The organism is Limimaricola soesokkakensis (assembly GCF_900172345.1).
In the GTDB taxonomy this organism is placed as follows: Bacteria; Pseudomonadota; Alphaproteobacteria; order Rhodobacterales; family Rhodobacteraceae; genus Limimaricola; species Limimaricola soesokkakensis.
Genome location: NZ_FWFY01000004.1, coordinates 26,928 through 45,211, shown reverse-complemented (window position 1 = coordinate 45,211; position 18,284 = coordinate 26,928). Strand labels below are relative to the sequence as shown.

Genomic DNA, 18,284 nt, shown 5'->3' with positions numbered 1-18,284 from the left:
TTCCCTTCACCTGCGGTAGGCGGGGGCCCGGTCGTCCAGCAGGAAGCGGGCGGGGTCCCGATCCATCCGGCCGACCATGCGGTCGAGGTTCCCGACCAGGGCACGCGCTTCCCGTGCGAGGCGAGCATAGCCCGGAAGCGCCTCGGCCGTGAAGCCGTCCAGCGCGGTTCCCGACCGCGCCACCGTGGCGGCCAGCGTCTCGAAGGCGGTCGCCGCCGCCTGGCTCGCGCGCCGCAGATCCGCGCCGATCCCGGGCAGTTCGGCGGAAACCGTGCCAATGGCGCTTTCGAGGCCCGAAGCGGTGCCCCGGACGTCCGAGATCAGCGGCGCGATCTCCTCTTCCACGATCCGCGCCGTCTCCGAGAAGGTGCGGTCGGCCGAGGCGAAGGCGGCTTCGCCGCGCTGCATGGCGGTCTCCAGCGAGCGCATGGCGTCCTGCGCGGCCGTAAGCCCGTCCGCTGCCCCCGTAACGAGGGCTTCGGCCGATCCGGCGAGTCGGGCGGCGCTTTCGGTGGCGCTCGCGATGTCGGGGCCCAGCGTCGAGACGAGATCGTCCATCGCGCGTCCGGTGCCGCGCAGATCCGACAGCATCGGCGCGAGATCCTCGTCGACCAGCCGCTCCGCTCGCGCCACGAGGTCGCGGGCAGAGCCCGAAAGGGCCGCGATCTCGCGCTCGGTGGTTCCGATCGCGGGGCCGAGCCGGACCGCGGCGTCCATGGCGCTCTGCAGCAGTTCCGCGACCTCGTCGAGGCGGGCCCCGGCCGCGTCCCCAGCTGATGCGAGCGTCTCGATCATGCGCCGGGCCTCGGGGCCCAGCGCACTGATCTCGGCCCGCAGTTCGTCGAGCATCTGCTGCAGGGCGGTGCTGGCGGCGCTGGCCTCCTCGGCCATGTAGCGGTCGGTCTCGGCCAGCAGATCCTGCGCCGCCTGAAGGGTGTCGGAGCCGCTTCGCATTGTCTCCCCGGCGGTCTCCGCCAGCGTGTCGATCCGGGCCATGGTGGTCTCGGCCCGGTCGGACAGGCGCAGGAGCCCATCGGCGAGATCGTCCCATGTGTCGTTGAAGCGCCGGGCCTCGGCCGTGACGCCTGTGATCGCCTCCGCCGTGCCGGACAGCTCGTCGAGCGTATCCGCTAGCGCCGCGCTCGCCCGTTCGGTGTTGTCGAGGATCCGCACGATGCGGTCGCGGTTCGCCTCGTCGAGCAGGGTGTCGAGGCGCTGCATGACCGAGAGCGCCTCGTCGAGCAGTTCGGGCGCGCTGCGGGTCAGCGATTGCAGCGTCGAGGGCCCGGCGACGATGCGCGGCAATGGCTCGCCGGGGGCGGCGGAAAGCAGCGGCGTGTCAGGCGATCCCGCCTCGATCTCGACATAAGACACGCCAGTCACGCCCAGCGCCTCGATCCGGGCGATGCTGTCGCGTCGGACCGGGGTATCGGCCTGCACCTGCACCACGACCCTTATGGCGCCCGTTTGTTCGGGGGCGAGGGCGAGATCGGTGACCTGTCCTACCAGCAGCCCGCCGAAGCGCACCTCCGAGGCGCGGCCGAGCCCGGAGACGCTGTCGAACTCGATCTCGTAGGTGGCGAACTGCCGGTCCAGCTCGACCCGGGCGAACCAGAGCAGGAAGGCAAGAATGCCGAGCAGGCCCGCGAGGGTGAAGGCGCCGACGAGGACGTAGTTGGCCTTGGTCTCCATGTGTCACCTCCCTTGCGGTGCGGCCGGGCCGGACCTGCGGGCGGCCCGGCCGCGGGGGCCGTGGAAATAGTCGCGCACCCAAGGGTGCTCGACCGCCAGCATGTCATCGAGCGTGCCCGTCGCGAGCACGCGGCGCTCGGCCAGCACGGCGACGCGGTCGCACAGCGCGTAGAGCGTATCGAGATCGTGGGTCACGAGGAACACGCTGAGCCCCAGCGCCTGCACGAGATCGCGCATCAGCCGGTCGAAGGCCGCGGCGCCGATCGGGTCGAGCCCCGCGGTCGGTTCGTCGAGAAAGACGATCTCGGGGTCGAGCGCGAGCGCGCGCGCGAGGCCCGCGCGCTTGCGCATGCCGCCCGAAAGCTCGGCCGGATAGGTTTCGGCCGCGTCGAGCGGCAGCCCGACCATGGCGATCTTGAGCTCGGCCAAGGCATGGCGGGTGTCCGGATCGAGCCCCGCGACGCCGCGCAGCGGCACCTCGACATTCTCGCGCAGCGTCAGCGAGGAGAACAGCGCCCCGTCTTGGAACATGACGCCCCACCGCGCCGCGAGCGCGGCGCGGCGATCCTCGTCGATCCCGGTCATCTCCTCGCCGAACACCGCGATCCGCCCGGCATTGGGTCGCCGCAGACCGACGATGCTGCGCAGCAGCACCGACTTGCCCGTGCCCGAGCCGCCGACCACGCCCAGCACCTCTCCGCGCCGCATATCGAGATCGAGCCCCTCATGGACGCGATGCGGCCCGAAGCGGTTCTCCAGCCCCCGAATGCGGATCACCATGTCGTCGGCCCCGGTCACAGGCCGACCTGCGCGAAGAGGATCGAGAACAGCGCGTCGATGACGATTACCGCGAAGATCGCGGTGACGACGGCGCTGGAGGTCATCCGCCCGAGCGATTCCGCGCTGTTACCGACCTGCATTCCGGCGCGGCAGCCGACGATGCCGATGATCAGCGCGAAGACCGGCGCCTTGACCAGCCCGACGACGACATGAATCGGCTCGACGCCCTCGATCAGCCGGGTGCGGAACATCGCGGGCGAGATGCCGAGCTCGGCCCATGACATGAGCGCACCGCCCAGGAGACCGCTCAGATCCGCCACCAACCCGAGGATCGGCAGCGTGATCACCAGCGCCAGGATGCGCGGCAGTATCAGCGCGTTGGCCGGGTCGATGCGCAGGGTCAGCATGGCGTCGATCTCCTCGCGCATTTTCATCGAGCCGATCGCCGCCGTGAAGGCCGAGGCGGTGCGCCCGGCGACGATGATCGCGGTGAGAAGGATGCCGAGTTCGCGCAGGATCGAGATGGCGATCAGCTCGACCACGAAGATCTCCGCGCCGAAGGGACGTAGCTGGGTCGCGCCCTGAAAGGCGAGCACGACGCCGATCAGGAATGCCATGAGCGCCACGATCGGCACCGCGCGCAGCCCGACCTCCTCGCAGTGATGCACGAGCGAGGTCAGGTGAAACCCGCGTGGCCGCCGGAGCGCTCCGAGCAGCCGTGCGGTGAAGATCCCGAGATATCCCAGCAGGTCGCGCAGGAAGGCAGCGCCGCCGGCGACCTTCCTGCCGAGCCGGTCGAGCAGCGCGGCGACGGTGAGCGGCGGCCGGGTCGCGGGCTCGGCCCGTGCGAGGTTCGCGCGTACGACCTCCACGAGTGGCAGGGCGTGTGGCGGCACCGATGCGATGATGAGGTCCGTCCCCTCCTGCCGCAGCCGCGCCTGTTCGGTCAGCAGCAGCCACGCGCCGGCGGAATCGAGGCGCTGCAGCGCCGAGAGATCAAGCGTGGCATGGGGGGCGAAGGGGGTCTGCGCGAAACGACGGCGGGCCTGTTCCAGTTCGGGCAGGCCGAGAGAGCCCGAGATTTCGATCTTTGGCTGTCCGGCCGTCGTGCCGATCTTGATGCTCATCGGTCGGGCCACCCCGACGCGCGGGCCTCGGACCGGCAAGCCGCGCCCCTCGGGCGCAGGGAAGCAGGTACGGGGCGAGCCGTGTGGGGTACGGGACGCGCCGCTATGCATTCGATCGCGGTGGGGATCATGGAGCGGCCTTTCCAGCGGAGGTGGGGCGAGTATCGCCGCCCGTGGACAACCCGGCTCTGATCTGGATCAAGGCAAGGGAGCCACGGGTCGATATGATGCCGCCCCGCGGTGGCGCGGCGCCTGTCGGCTCGGCGGTCTCCGGGTCACTCGCGCTCGGCCGCCCGGACCGCGACGCCCTCGGCGATCTTCTCGCCGGGATGCGCGATGACTACGTCACCGATCTCCAGCCCGCCCAGCACCTGCGCGGCCGTGTCGTTGCGCTGGCCGATCTCCAGCACGGCGCGGCGGGCGCGACCCTCCTCGACCACGAAGCTCGCCCAGTTCTGACCCTCGCGAAACAGCGCGGCGATCGGCACCTGCAACTCGTCCGGAGACCGCCACAGCACGATGCGCAAGCGCAGGGCATAGCCGTCCCCGAGCCCGACGGGCGGTGCGTCGGGCTCGGTGAAATCGAAAATCGCCTCGACCCGTTGCTCTTCGATCCCCAGCGCCGAGACCTCGGTCCGCGCCGATGGTTCGATCCGGCGCAGATGGGCGGGCGGCTCGCTCGCCCCGCCCCAGCGCGCGACATGGGCCAGGGCATCCTCGGGGAGGCGGACGGCATCGCGCGACAGCAGGTCCGCGACGATCTCCAGATCGTTCGGATCGCCGATGTCGAGCAGCCGCTCGCCGGCGGCGACCGGCCGCGCACTGAGCTGGTCGATGGCGAGGACGACGCCGGTGGCCGGGGCGCGGATCTCGACGCAGCAGCCGCTGCCATCCCCGGTCCCGTCGCCGGGACCGATCAACGCGGCGCGGGTCCGGTCGAGCGCGCTCTGCGCCATGATGCGTGTCGACAGCGCCGTGTCGCGGGCGGCCTGCGCGACCTTGAGCGCCTGCGTCGCCTCCTCAAGCCGGTCGGCCGGGGCGGCGCCGCGATCGACCAGCGTCCGGGTCTGGTCGTGACGCGATTTGGCGTAGCTGAGCTCCTGCAGGGCCTGCTGCAACCGGCTCTCGGCGGCGGTGAAGGCGGCCTCGGCCTCATGCGTGGCTGCCTCGGCCTCGACCCGGCTGCGCCGGTCGAGCAGGCTGGGTTCGATCGGCTCGACCACGGCGACCAGCGTCTCGCCGGCCACCACCGGGTCGCCGACCCGGACCGGCGAACGCCGGGCCGTGCCCGCGATCGGTGCCGAGACCTCCCAGACCTCGCGGATCCGCGCCTTTCCCTCGACCTCGAGCGTGACCTCCATTGGCCCGCGCGCCACGGGTACCAGCTCGGCGGTGACGGGCAGCGGTCGAAACGCGACCCAAAGGAGGCTCGCGACGATCAGCGCCGGGATGGCAAACAGGACGATCAGGCGGATAGGGCGGGCCATGGTTTCATTCCCTCGTCTTGAGGACGTCCAGAAGATCCAGCCGGTCGAAACGCCGCCGGACCAGCAGCGCGGCGGCCAGGATCGCGGTCAGCGTCAGCAGGCTCGCGCGCGCGAAATTGGCCGGGGTCAGCACCAGTGGAATCCGGTAGAGGTCGCTGTCGAAGCCCGAGACCATGCCCTGCGCGATCAGCGCACCGATCCCCCAGCCCAGCGGCTGCGCCAGAAGCGCCAGTACGGCGGTCTCGCCGAGCAGGATCGACGCCGCCTCGGTGCGGGTGAAGCCGAGGATGCGCAGGCTGGCCAGCTCGCGCGCCCGCTCCGAGAGCTGGATGCGGGCGCCATTATAGGCGACGCCGGCCGTGATCAGCCCGGAGATCGTCAGGAACAAGATCGTGTTCCAGCGGATGTTCTGCCGGATCGTCTCGCGGAAGCTGTCGCGGACCCCGGTCAGCATGACGCTCGCCGCCAGCGTCGGCAGAGTCTTGAGCGCCGCCTGGAACTCGGGCAACGCGGCGGGGTCCAGCGCCAGATGCAGGGCCGTGACCTGCGGTGCCCGGCCCAGCCGCGCCGCGAGCGCGTCGTGGTCCATATAGGCCCCGAGGCCGAGATATTGGCGCGTCACCGCCGCGACCGGCTCCCGGAAGTCGCGCTCCCGGTCCCCGGCGACCTCGACCTCGACCACGTCGCCCGGTCCGACCTGCAGCTGATCGGCCAGCTGGCGCGACAGCATCAGCGCCGTCTCCGGGGCGGCGACGACCCGGCCCTCGGTGTCGAGGATCCGGACCAGATCGCCGTCGGGGGGCTGGGCGGTGATCGAAAGGCGCTTGGACAAATGCCCGTTGCGCAGCGTCACGGCGAGATCGAACTGCGGCTCCACCCGGAGAACGCCGGGCAGGGCACGGGCCTGCAGAGCCGCCTCGGCCGGCGCTTCCGCGCCAAGGACCAGCGTCGCGTGCTGGCGGTTCGCCCGGTAGAAGGCGCTGTCCATCACCACGTCCATCGCGTCGATCATGAAGCTGGAGGCGACGAGGATCGCGACCCCGGCGGAGAGCCCCAGCATCGTCATCGCGGCACGGACCGGCCAGCGCAGCAGCCCGCGCAGCACCATCTTCGCCGGCTGCGAGAGCCAGCGCCCGGCCGCCAGCCGGTCGAACGGCCCCTTGCCGAAATTCGGTGGCGCGGGCGGGGCCATTGCCACCGCCGGGGCCAGTCGCGCCGCGGTCAGCGCGGCCCGCGCGGCCCCCAGCCCGGCCACCACGAGGGCCAGGAGCCCCGAAATCGCGTAGACGTCGAAACCATCTGGTCGGATCAGCCACGGAAAATCGAAGAACCGGGCATAGATCCGGGCCATGCCGCCCGCCAGCCAGCTTCCGGCGAGCCAGCCGATCGCGATACCGATGCAGGCCACCAGCATCGCGAGAAGCAAGTAATGCAGCGCGATCTCCGACTTGCGGTAGCCGACCGCCTTGAGCAGCCCGATCTCGGCGCGCTCCAACGCCACGATCCGGCCCAAGAGCATGTTGACCAGGAAGCCCGCGATCACGAAGAAAATCGGCGGCAGCACGACGGTCATGTTGCGCAGCTGTTGGAGTTCGGCGGCGATGAAGGCATGGCTTGGATGCTGGTCGCGCAGCCGGCTGCCGGTGCCACCCCAAGGGGCGAGCAGCGCATCGACCCGGTCCGCGACCTCCGCCGTGACAGCGGTCGCGTGCAGGGTCAGGGCGACGTCGTTGATGGCACCTTCGAGGTCGAGCACCGCGCCGGCGGCTCGTTCCGGCATCCAGATGATCGCGAACCCCGCATCGTCGGGCATCAGCCCGCCGGGGGGCAGGCTGTAGAGGAATTCCGGGCTACGCAGCGTGCCGGTGATGATCAGGTCGAGCCGCTGTCCATTGGCGATCGCCGCAAAGCTATCGCCGGGGCGAAAGCCATTGGCCTGAGCGAAGCGGGCGTTGACGGCGACTTCGCGGTCGCTGTCGGGGTCCGGCATCCGCCCCGAGACCAGCAGGGGCGCGTTCAGAAGCGGCGCACCGGCTGGCAGGGACAACAGCCGGCCCGAACCCGGCGCCGGTCGATCCGGCAGGTCGAGCGTGACCGGACCGACCTTTCGCACCTCGGCAGAGCGAACGCCCTCGATCGCGCGTATCTCCTCGACCAACTCGCCGGGCGCGCGGCGGACCGAGGCGAACATCTCGGCGAAGCGCTGGCGGCCGTAATAGTCGTCGAGCGTGGTTTCCAGCGCCCGGATCATGCCGAAGGCGGTCAGCAGGATCGCCACGCCGCAGGCCAGCACGAGCGCGATCGCCGTGACCTGGGACCACAGCCGGCGCAGGTCGCGAAGCAGCTTGCGGTCGATGGCGCGCGCTCTCACCATCGGATGCCCTCGGCCGCGACGCGGTCGGGGTTGCGCGCGATGTCGATGACCCGGCCGTCCTGGAAACGGATCACCCGATGCGCCATGCGTTCGATGTCGGAGTTGTGGGTGATGACGAGGATGGTGGTCCCGAAACGGGCGTTGACCGCTTCGAGCGCCGACAGCACCGCGACCCCGGTGCGGCTGTCCAGCGCGCCGGTCGGCTCGTCGCAGAGCAGCACCTCGGGGCGCTTGGCGATGGCCCGCGCGATGGCGACGCGCTGCTGCTCGCCGCCCGAGAGCTGGGCGGGGAAGTGATCGAGCCGCGCGTCGAGCCCGACCAGCGACAGGGCCTCGGCGGCAGGCATGGGATCCGCGGCGATGTCGGTGACCAGCTCGACGTTCTCGCGGGCGGTGAGGCTGGCCACGAGGTTGTAGAACTGAAACACGAAGCCGACATGATCGCGCCGGTAGCGGGTGAGCTGCCGCTCGGTCATCGCGGTCAGCTCCATGTCCCGGAACCATGCGGTCCCGCGCGTCGCGTGGTCCAGCCCGCCGAGGATGTTGAGCAGGGTGGACTTGCCGCTGCCCGACGGGCCGAGAAGCACCACGAGCTCCTCGCTCGGCAGTTCCAGATCGACGCCGTCGAGCGCGCGGACCTCGTTCGGCCCGCCGGCGCCGTAGGTCTTGCTCAGCCCCTCGGTGCGGAACGCGGCCAAGCTGCCCGTGCCTGCGTCATCGGTCGGCGCGCCGGTCTTCGGCCCCGCCGAGAGGTTGCGCTGTCGGTCGCCGAGATGATCCATGGGCATCCGGGCCCCCTGTTCCGAGCGCGCGCCGAACTCCTTCTTCGAGAGGCGCCTAACGCTCGTTCCGCCCCGCGGGCGTTTCGCCCGCCACGACGTCACCCCTCATCACGGGCTTCGCGGCTGAACCAGTGTCTCGCCCGATGCTGCGGCCATCGGCTCGAGGCCGCGTTGATCTAGGTCAAACGACCCCGGCGCAGGTCCGACCCAACCAGCGTCGACATCTACCGCATCGTCAACGACCGGCTGGCTGGCGACGAGATGACGTCATTCATCTGCTGGAGCCACAACTGGCGGTTCCCTCCGCTGTTCATGAACGCCGGGCCGGGCAGTGGTATCCTACCTCTCACCGCGATCGGCGGGAGCCAAGAGTAGCTTGGAAAGCACCAGATCCCGTATAGGGATCGGGGAACCCTTCAGTCCGACACCCTCGTCAGAAGCATTCCCTATCAATGAATGCCGCGCCGCCCATGATCCGTCCAATGAGCTGGCAGCCGTAATCCCGTGAGACACAGTGGTCGAAGGCGGAGGTTGCCTCGAATGCCTCGCGCGCCTCGGCCGGCAGCGACCGAACCTGCGTCGCATAAGCGGCGTATTCGGCCGTTGCCGGGCAATCGACGAATGGGCATTCTGCACTGTCGTAGGCCGCGTGCGTCAATTCGTGTACGACCACGCTATCGAAACAGGGCTCATCCGGTACGCTGGCAAAGGCGCGGTCCGGATCGCGGCGCTTGGCCATGAGCCCCGGCGACAGCAAGCGGATGAGCGCTTCGCCGCAATGGAAGATGCCCAAGCAAGGCTTAGGAGGAGGATCCACGGACCTGAGCGTGACCCCCTCGGGCACGGCAACATTGCAGGCCGCAAGCTTTGGAATCTCACGGGCGGCAATCCGGCAGATGCGGCCCCGAGACATTGACATCCCACCTTCGACGATAAGATCCGCAGTCTGGCAGACGGTCTCTTCCTCGCCTGCAACGCTTGCGGTGGCCGCCAAAAGCCCGTCCCCAGGAACCTGAGCACATCCTCCTCCTCTGGCAGCTCGTGAAAAGGGTATCACTCTGATCTAAGATACTTATTTCAATTAGAATACGGAATAAGGAATAAGGAAGTATATGGCGTCAACTGCCGGGTAAACAAAACGCCTTCTGTGTCACAGGCTGTGCCACAGTGCATCCGACCATTCGAAAGCAGCACTCGAAGGCTATTTGTAAGAGATGACCTCACTGGCTGGAGTCGGCGAAGGGGACGTGATGAACAGTAAATCCCGGACCGTTGCCGCAGCCCGGACTGAGATCCCCTGAACGGACATTCCCACCCTTCGCTGCGAGCGCTTGATAGGTGCTATGCCTGCCAAGCTACGGGTAAGAACGGCGGGAAGCGGACTTTCGCCGCACATTGGCTCAATGGTCATTCCCGGCGAAGAGCAGTCTCAATGCATCAAACTTGATTTTCAGGTCAGTGCGGCAACGGGATCGTGCAAACGTGTCATTGCCCCCTGAGGACTCTCCTTTGAACGAGCTCCAGTTGCCTGAATTGGTGTGCTGGACGCCGCTACCGATGCGCTGCAACATGTCAGGTGCCATAGTCTATCGGAGCGCTTCGCGGACAATCGTGGTGCTCCAACGATTCCGGGGAGATGCGCGTGACTGAAGCCGTGGCGATTCCGGTCAGCGAAGACGAACGTCATCGGCTTCTGCTCGAGGCGATCACCGACTATGCGATCTACATGCTGGATTCCGCGGGTCACGTCTCGAGCTGGAACCCGGGGGCAGAGCGCTTCAAGGGCTACACGGCGTCCGAGATCATGGGGGCGCATTTCTCTCGCTTCTATACTGAGGAGGATCGGGCGAGAGGGCTTCCCGAAGAGGTCCTGAGAACCGCTGCCAATGCCGGCCGCTACGAGGGGGAGGGCTGGCGGGTTCGCAAGGACGGCCACCGCTTCTGGGCGCATGTGGTCGTCGATCCGATCCGCTCGCCCACAGGGGACCTTTTGGGCTTCGCGAAGATCACGCGTGATCTGACCGAGCGTCGCGCCCGGGAAGAGGAACTGCGGCGAAGCCAGGAGCAGTTCCGCCTCCTGGTGCAGGGTGTGACTGACTATGCGATCTACATGCTCGATCCGAAGGGACATGTGGCCAGCTGGAACGCCGGCGCGCAGCGGATCAAGGGCTATGCCCCATGGGAGATCCTCGGGGAGCACTTCTCGCGTTTCTATACCGAAGAGGATCGCGAGGACGGATTGCCTTCGCGCGCGCTCGAAACCGCCAGACAGGAAGGGCGGTTCGAGCATGAGGGCTGGCGGGTGCGCAAGGACGGCACGCGGTTCTGGGCCAGCGTGGTCGTGGACGCCATCCACGACGATGAGGGCGAACTGATCGGCTTTGCCAAGGTGACCCGCGACATCACTGAGAAGCGGGACGCGCAGAAGGCGCTTGAGGTTGCCCACGAGGAGCTTCTTCAGTCGCGTAAGATGGAAGCGCTCGGCCAGCTGGCAGGTGGCATCGCGCATGACTTCAACAACCTCTTGATGGCCATCTCGGGCAGTCTCGAGTTGCTTCAGCGGCGCCTTCCGGACAATCCCCAGATAGCCAGCCTCATCGACAACGCGCTGCAAGGCGCGCAGCGCGGTTCGGCCTTGACCGGCCGATTGCTGGCGTTCGCCCGCCGTCAGCCGCTGGAGCCACAGCTCGTGGACCTGCCGTGCCTTGTGAAGGGGCTGCGGGACCTCATGCAACTTTCGCTGGGACGTGACATCCGGATCGAGCTGTCGGCACAGCCCGCCGTGCCGCCGGTGATGGTCGACGCCGCGCAGCTCGAGCTGGCGCTGCTCAACATCGCCACGAACGCGCGGGATGCCATGCCCGATGGTGGTTTGCTCGGCATTCGGATCTCCCATGAGGAAGCTCCATCCGCTCATGGCACGGACCGGATGTTGGCTCCGAGAGTTTGTCTTGCCATATCGGATACCGGCGAGGGCATGGACGAGGAGACGCTCGCTCGGGCAGCCGACCCGTTCTTCACGACGAAGGGCCCCGGCAAGGGCACGGGGTTGGGCCTTTCGGTGGTTCATGGGCTGCTGGAAGAGTCCGGGGGGCGCCTGGTCCTGAAAAGCACCAAGGGCGAGGGCACGACGGTAGAGATGTGGTTCACCGCAGCCTCAGCCCCGCAGGGACAGCTGGCCGACACCTCGGTCCAGACCTCCGACAAGGGCACGGTCGACACGCCCCTCACCGTGCTCGCCGTCGACGATGATGCCTTGGTCCTGATGAATACCGTCATCATGCTGGAGGATCTCGGCTATGAGGTCATCGAGGCGAGCAGTGGGGCCGAGGCGCTGGCCAAGCTCGATGAGCACGAAGTGGACCTGCTACTCACGGATCATGCGATGCCGCAGATGAGTGGCGCAGAGCTCGCGGATGCCGCTCGTGAGCGTCACCCCGGCTTGCAGGTAGTTCTCGCGACCGGCTTTCTCGAACTGCCGAACGACAGCACCTGCGCGAACCTGCCGAAGCTTATGAAGCCATTCTCCATGGAACAGCTTCAGGCCGCCATTCGTGAGGCTACTAGTAGCAAACAGCCGTAGTGCTGATCATGGTGTGAAGGAGGAGCCTTGTAGAAAATCCCATGCGTCCAATCCACGTCCCCCGTATCCCCGATCAGGTGGCTGTCACACCCATCGGTTTTGCATCGCGTCTTGCAACAGAAGAATGCGCCCGTCGAATCCGTTCGAGATCGTGCGGAAAGCTCAGCTCCTGCTCTGCGCGAGCGAAGGCGAGAGCTGCCTGATCGCGAGCGGCTCGACTGATATCCGTCGCAGACAATTGGGCCAGTAGCGCAAGCGAACGCTGAATCCAGATCCCGACTTCGACCGATCCCACGCCGTCCTTGCTGACTGCGGCATAGGCATCTTCCAGCAGGTCATGGGGGGCCAGTGGCGGCACGAACACCCGTTCGAGCTGCGGTTGCGCACTGTCTTCGGCGTCCTGTTCGATGCTCCAATCCCGGATGATCCGCGCCATGCGAATGACGATGTCGATGGCCGTCCCGGGGTCGTTGATCCCGGGCGACAGCGCACGAGACCCGATCTCCGACATGACGATCAGGCCGAACCGTGGGTCGCTGGCATAGGTGCGGCGCTCCGCCATAACGAAGGCATCGAGCAGATCACTCATCTCGAGCACTGTCTCTCCGGCCAGAGGCTTGATCGTGGCGAGCGCCCGCTGCGGATGGACAAATGCCCCCGGCAGACTCCGCACGTAGACCACCGCGTCGTTTTTCTTGGCCCATCTGTCGAGGCGGCCGGTATCGATGTGCTGGATGAAGCCGAGGTCTTCGGAGTAGAGGTCGATCCCACCCTCCGGAACTGTGCCCACGGGCCGTCCGCCCAAAGGCGCGGTGCGGTGAAAATGGCCGAAGGCCTCGCGCGTCGCCGCATCCACCTTCTCGATCGTGTTACCCAACCGTCCAAGCCGCGCAATGTTGTCGACCCAGCGGACGAAGGTAAGGACGACCCAGGCGAAGATAGCGATTGTGAAGAGAAACAGCGCAAAGCGTCCGGCAACGCCGAAGTAACCCACCTTGATCGCGATGATGCCGACGATGCTGAAGATGAAGGCGCCGATAAAGCTCGACAGCGCTTCCTGTGACAAGCTGTCCGATATGATGAGCGCGAACGCCCGCGGCGTCGCACTTCCCCCAGCTGAAGCATAGGCCGATACCATGGAGGCGACGGCGAATGTCGCGACGCCCAGCATGCTGGCGGAGATCACCGTGAGCAACTTTTCGACCGTTTCGGTGCTGATGTCCGGCACGATGTCCTGTAGTGGAAGCCCGTCGGCGAGATGCGCCACGAACACCGCCGCGACCGCGAGAACCGCATTGCGGAGCGGCTTGATCCAGAGCTTTTCGCGCAGGTGCTGCACGGTGAACTTCAGGCGGCTTCGGATCATGACACTCGCTCCTCTTGGATCCGGCATCCTCGTGCCGCAACCCGCCGCATTACAAGGCCAAAGCGGGAGGGCGCTCGGCTGACAGAACTCGTGCGGCGGCCAGCGCTGATGCCGCTTGCCTGCTGCTTGGATCGCTATACCTCTACTAGGCTGTATTGCGCGAAGGATTGCCGATCATGAGGCCGTTATTCTGGCTGGTCTCCGCCTTCTTCGTGGTGCAGACGGTCTTTCCCCTGATCCGCAGTGCCAGATGGTGGGTTCGCATGAGCGATTTCCCCCGCCTTCAGATCGCGGCGGCGCTGGCGGTTCTGCTGGTCGGCTATCTACTTCTGTTCGGGATCGCCGACCGCTGGGATATCTTTTACTTGGCTGTTGTCGTGCCGGCGCTGAGCCTCCAGCTGTTTCGGGTCTTTCCCTATACGCTGGCAGCTCCGAAGCAGGTCATGCGGGCTTCGTCGCGGCGCCCGGAGAACCGAGTTCGGGTGATGATCTCGAACGTGCTAATGGAGAACCGGAAGTCGATCGATCTCCTTCAGGTAGTGCGTGAGGTCCGCCCCGACCTTCTGCTCCTCGTGGAGACGGACGACTGGTGGCACGAAAAGCTCCAGTCTCTTGATGACATGTTCCCGTATCGGATCAAGCGACCGCAGGACAATTACTACGGCATGGAGTTGTTCTCGAGGCTGGAACTCGAGGCTCGCGACGTCCGCTTTCTGCTGTCGGACAAGATCCCGTCCATTCGAACCGGCGTGCGTCTGCCCTCGGGCGTCTGGATCGACTTCTTCGGCATTCATCCTCGGCCGCCGGACCCGGATCACGACAGCGAAGGGCGGGACGCCGAACTGCTTCTGGTCGCGAAGGAAATGCGCCAATCAAAGCGCGCCGCTATCGTGGCCGGCGACATGAACGATGTTGCTTGGTCCCACACCACCCGGCTGTTTCAACGCATCAGCGGTGCTCTGGACCCGCGGCGTGGCCGAGGCATGTTCAGCACATTTCATGCCGGCCACCTCCTTCTGAGATGGCCGCTCGACCACATCTTCCACGACAACTCCTTCACACTGGTGGAGTTGCGACGCCTGCCCAACATCGGGTCGGATCACTTCCCCGTTCTCGTCGAGCTTCAATACGAGCCGAAGGCGGAAGCAGAGCAGGAAGCGCCAGTAGCCGACCAAGCCGATCGCGAGGAAGCAAAGGAGATGATCGAAGAAGGGCGCGAAGCCATAGCCTGACGCGGACACCTCGATCAGTTCAGGCGTCGGGCAGCATCTGGTTCCAACCTCTGTGAGCGGCATACCTTGTGCTAGATTCAATGAAGGCCCGGGCCCTCATGTCAGGCGCTGCGGCACGCCGGTTTCCAAGGTCGACGGGGCGCCCGGGGCGCAACGGAAACTGGGTTTGTCAGGGACCAATTGTCCCGTCATGCTGCGTGAAGCGGCTCAAGGGGTGGAAAGCATCAACTTGGAACACGTCAACCTGTCATACGATGCTGAATCTGCGCGTTTGTCGGCGGTGCGCCGGTATGCGGTACTCGATACGCCACCGGATGGTGCCTTCGACCGTATTGCCAGACTGGCGTCGGGGCTTTTGAATGCACCAATCGCCATCATCTCGATCGTCGACGAGGACCGCATTTGGTTCAAGAGCCATGAAGGGCTCGAAGGCGTGCAGGAAATTCCTCGCGAACCAGGTCTTTGCGCCTCGGCGATCCTGCAAGACGGGCCATGGATTCTTAACGATGCGCTGGTCGAGCCAGTGGCGCTTTCCAACCCACTCGTTGCCGGGGAGTTCGGACTCCGCTTCTACGCGGGCATCCCGCTCAGAACCCATGATGGACATGGCCTCGGCACGCTCTGCGTCATCGACAAGGCGCCACGCGAGTTCACGCCGGAGCAGACCGCAATCCTTCAGGATTTGGCGGCGGTGGTCATGGACGAGCTCGAGCTGAGGCGCGAGGCCATCGCCACACATGAGGCGCTTCGGCGCGAGATGCGGGAAAAGGAGCTCTTGGCCGGGGAAGTCGAGCACCGGGTCATGAACAGCTTGCAGCTCATCTCCTCGGTCGCGCGGCGCAAGGCGGCGCAACATGCAGGACAGACAGCCTCCGAGCTCAATGACATTGCTGCCCGGATCGGAGCCATCGCTCAGGCCAATCGGCACATTCAGCAAAGTCTGCCCGGTCTTGCCCAGCACGGAGACTTGGCTCTGTTTCTCCAGGTGCTGAGCCGGGAGCTTTTTCCACTGTGTCCGCAAGGTGGCCTGATCGAGGTGGACTGTCCCGCGCTTCATCTGGCTCGTGACCAGTTGGTTCCAATCGGCCACCTGGTCACGGAACTCGTATTGAACTCGGTCAAGAGCGGCGCCGGTTGCATCGGACTTCAGGGCGAACTGGCTGATGGGTATTTCCGGCTCGAGGTTGATGATGACGGCCCCGGCCTTCAGGAGGGCTTCGATCCGAGCAAGAGCAAGGGGCTCGGCATGGCTATTCTACAGGCGATGGCGCATAAGCTTGATGCAAAAGTGACCTGGGGACGGGGGCAACGCGGTGGTGCGCGATTTACTGTGAAGCTGCCCCTCAACATCGATGCGGCACGAACCGAGAGCAGGTCCGAGCGATCGCACTGATCCCCAGACTCTTAACCACACGGACTATTTTGACCGCCCTATACCGGAGGCCGCGACGTAGTGGCCATCTGGTTGATGAGAGGCACTGTGGCGTTAGCTTCCGTGGCGAAACCAGCCGCACCGATATGATTGCCGAGGAGGCTGCATGATCGAACTGTCTTCGGCCCAGTCTGCACCGGGTCTCGCTGAGCTCTTCGAGCACTCACCGGCCTGCCTTGGACTGTTCGAGGCCGAGGAGCCGTTTCGTGTCATCGCTCACAACCCGGCCTTCCAGAAGGTGCTGGACGAGCCGTTTCGAACAAAGGGCGTGGCTGGGCTGACGCTGCCCGAGTTCGCGAGCAATCCGGACCGGGTTCTGGCCGTATACCGGCAGGTCGCCGAGACCGGCGAGCCCTTCGTCGTCGAACGCTATCGCTATGACGGTCTCGAGCGCGGTCCGACATGGTGGAACTGGAGCCTGACCCCCGTGCGGCGAGATGGCCGCATCACTTCGCTCGTCCTGACCTCGGTGGAGGTCACCGAGGCCGTATTGGCCCAGCAAAAGTTGGAAGCGGAGATCGAGGCACGACGTGATGCCGAAGAGCTTCTGGCCGGCGAGCGGGAGCTGTTCCAGCGCATCGTCGACATCATTCCCGTGATGATCACCATGTATGACGCGGACAAGAACCTGCTTCTGGTCAACAAGGAGTTCGAGCGACTGGCGGGTTGGTCGACCGAGGAAGCTCGCGCCGAGCCCGTGTTCGAGATCTGCTATCCCGACCCCGACTACCGGGCCGAGGTGGCGCGGTTTATGGAGAGCTGCCAAGGCTGGAAGGACATCCGCCTTGTCACGCGGAATGGGCAAACCTTGCAGACAAGTTGGGCCAACGTCCGGCTGTCCGACGATCGGCAGATCGGTATTGGCCTGGACCTCACCGATCGCAAGGCGGCCGGAGATGCGCTGGAGGACAGCCGGCGCGAGCTGGCGTTGGAACGCGCGTTTCTTGAGGCCGTCATCGAAACGACGCCGGTGGGCATCAGCGTGGCACGTGATCCCCAGGGCAAGCCGCCGATCATAAACCGAGAAGCACGGCGCATGATGGGAGTGGACCACCTTAATGGCGGGCTGGAGCGCTATCGCCATCTGCCACTGCGCCATCTGGACGGCCACCGTTATTCCTTGGACGAACTCGCGATCATCCGGGCGCTGGAGCACGGGGAGGAGACCACCGGACGCGAGGTGATCTACGACACCAGCGCTGGCGAGCGGCGCTGGATCGTCAACGGTCGGCCCTTGCGTGATGAGACCGGCAAGGTCGTCGCCGCGATCACGTCCTTTCTGGATATCGAGGATCGACGTCGCGCCGAGGAAGCGCGGCAGCTGCTCGTCGACGAGTTGAATCACCGGGTGAAGAACACGCTCGCAATCGTGCAGAGCATTGCCGTGCAGTCGTTTCGTGACCTTTCCGACCCCCAGCAGGCCCAGTCGAAATTTCAGGCCCGTCTGCGCGCGCTTGCGGGGGCGCATGACCTGCTTACAAAGGAGAACTGGGCGAATGCGATGCTGTCCGATGTCCTCACCACCGCGCTCCACGCGTGTGGGATTGCGGCTGGTAAAAGCAGCCAAGCGGACCTGCTCATCGATACGGACGAGCGCCTGACCCCGAAATCCGCGGTCTCTCTCTCCATGGCCCTGCACGAGCTCGCCACGAATGCGATCAAGCATGGCTCGCTTTCCGTGCCAGATGGGAAGCTCAGGGTGCGGTGCGCAACGAGTCGCGAGCGCCCGGAGTGCATTCGGATCGATTGGCACGAAACCAATGGGCCGGCAGTCCCGAGCGAACAGAAAAGTGGTTTCGGTATGAGGCTGCTTCGCAGCACAGTGGAGCGAGAACTGATGGGTAAGCTGCGGATCGACTTCGGGACAGTTGGCACCACCTGCGTGTTTGACCTGCCGCGAACCAAACTCGGCGGGAAAGCGTGATGGGGGAGCTTCAGGGCAAGCGCGTACTGCTCGTTGAGGACGAGCTGTTCATCGCCATGCATGCCGAGGAGATCCTTCGGGATCTCGGGGCGGAAATCGTCGGCCCCGCAAGCTCGCTGCAAGAGGCTTGGTCGTTCGTCGAGAACGAGACCTTCGACTGCGCCATGCTCGACCGGAACCTGAATGGGGAATTCTCGGATGAACTCGCGCAAGAGTTGAAGCGTCGCGGCGTAGCCGTGATCTTGGCGTCGGGCTATGGTCCTATCGCTTCAGATCGAGACCTCATTGTCGTGTCGAAGCCCTACGACGAGAACATGATTGCTGCGGCATTTCGATTAGTGATGAAGGAGCAGTGCTTGGACTCGGAATGATGGAGACCGGTTCACGGCAGAAGTCATTACGCCCAGCGTAAGGGGGCGGTTCGGAAACGCTCCGGCGAAGCATTCGGGCGACATACTAAAGGCAAGTATGAGCTTCTTGCGACGCCCGTATGGACGGCAGAATG

The 18,284-nt window shown here is 65.8% G+C and carries 13 protein-coding genes; 5 read left to right on the top strand and 8 right to left on the bottom strand.

The features are described 5' to 3' along the window. Positions 1-6: 6 nt before the first annotated feature. The 7 genes from LOS8367_RS07850 to LOS8367_RS18800 form a co-directional block, all read right to left on the bottom strand. Complete coding sequence (locus tag LOS8367_RS07850) at positions 7-1,692, bottom strand: MlaD family protein (RefSeq protein WP_085895949.1); 1,686 nt, start codon at positions 1,690-1,692, stop codon at positions 7-9. Between the two features lie 3 nt (positions 1,693-1,695). Next, positions 1,696-2,472 carry an ABC transporter ATP-binding protein gene (locus tag LOS8367_RS07845; protein ID WP_085896274.1) on the bottom strand — a complete coding sequence of 259 codons (777 nt, stop codon included), beginning with the start codon at positions 2,470-2,472 and terminating at the stop codon, positions 1,696-1,698. A 14-nt stretch (positions 2,473-2,486) separates the two neighbouring features. Beyond that, positions 2,487-3,599: an ABC transporter permease gene (locus tag LOS8367_RS07840; protein ID WP_085895948.1), complete on the bottom strand. Its 1,113-nt coding sequence runs from the start codon at positions 3,597-3,599 to the stop codon at positions 2,487-2,489. 275 nt (positions 3,600-3,874) lie between these two features. After that, a complete protein-coding gene (locus LOS8367_RS07835; RefSeq protein ID WP_085895947.1) occupies positions 3,875-5,086 on the bottom strand; it encodes an efflux RND transporter periplasmic adaptor subunit in 1,212 nt (403 codons plus the stop codon). 4 nt (positions 5,087-5,090) lie between these two features. Then, positions 5,091-7,460, bottom strand: a complete 2,370-nt coding sequence (locus tag LOS8367_RS07830) for an ABC transporter permease (RefSeq protein WP_085895946.1) — start codon at positions 7,458-7,460, stop codon at positions 5,091-5,093. Beyond that, entirely contained in the window at positions 7,454-8,242 is a 789-nt protein-coding gene (locus tag LOS8367_RS07825; protein ID WP_085896273.1) for an ABC transporter ATP-binding protein, read from the bottom strand. Before LOS8367_RS07825 ends, LOS8367_RS07830 begins: the two co-directional genes overlap by 7 nt. A gap of 433 nt (positions 8,243-8,675) precedes the next feature. Continuing rightward, positions 8,676-9,161 (bottom strand): DUF6639 family protein, encoded by a 486-nt coding sequence (locus LOS8367_RS18800; protein ID WP_503100518.1) that lies wholly within the window; start codon positions 9,159-9,161, stop codon positions 8,676-8,678. A 723-nt stretch (positions 9,162-9,884) separates the two neighbouring features. On the opposite strand from LOS8367_RS18800, the gene LOS8367_RS07815 reads away from it, so the two are divergent. After that, positions 9,885-11,825, top strand: a complete 1,941-nt coding sequence (locus LOS8367_RS07815) for a hybrid sensor histidine kinase/response regulator (RefSeq protein WP_207569240.1) — start codon at positions 9,885-9,887, stop codon at positions 11,823-11,825. 73 nt (positions 11,826-11,898) lie between these two features. On the opposite strand, the gene LOS8367_RS07810 is transcribed toward LOS8367_RS07815, so the two are convergent. Then, positions 11,899-13,191 carry a DUF2254 domain-containing protein gene (locus LOS8367_RS07810; RefSeq protein WP_085895943.1) on the bottom strand — a complete coding sequence of 431 codons (1,293 nt, stop codon included), beginning with the start codon at positions 13,189-13,191 and terminating at the stop codon, positions 11,899-11,901. 176 nt (positions 13,192-13,367) lie between these two features. Here LOS8367_RS07810 and LOS8367_RS07805 point away from each other — a divergent pair, with 176 nt between their 5' ends. The 4 genes from LOS8367_RS07805 (at position 13,368) to LOS8367_RS07790 (ending at position 18,150) form a co-directional block, all read left to right on the top strand. Further along, positions 13,368-14,423: an endonuclease/exonuclease/phosphatase family protein gene (locus LOS8367_RS07805; RefSeq protein ID WP_085895942.1), complete on the top strand. Its 1,056-nt coding sequence runs from the start codon at positions 13,368-13,370 to the stop codon at positions 14,421-14,423. A gap of 190 nt (positions 14,424-14,613) precedes the next feature. Next, positions 14,614-15,816: a sensor histidine kinase gene (locus tag LOS8367_RS07800; protein ID WP_085895941.1), complete on the top strand. Its 1,203-nt coding sequence runs from the start codon at positions 14,614-14,616 to the stop codon at positions 15,814-15,816. A gap of 145 nt (positions 15,817-15,961) precedes the next feature. Beyond that, entirely contained in the window at positions 15,962-17,779 is a 1,818-nt protein-coding gene (locus LOS8367_RS07795) for a sensor histidine kinase (protein ID WP_085895940.1), read from the top strand. Continuing rightward, positions 17,779-18,150 carry a response regulator gene (locus LOS8367_RS07790; RefSeq protein WP_085895939.1) on the top strand — a complete coding sequence of 124 codons (372 nt, stop codon included), beginning with the start codon at positions 17,779-17,781 and terminating at the stop codon, positions 18,148-18,150. Before LOS8367_RS07795 ends, LOS8367_RS07790 begins: the two co-directional genes overlap by 1 nt. Positions 18,151-18,284 lie beyond the last annotated feature (134 nt).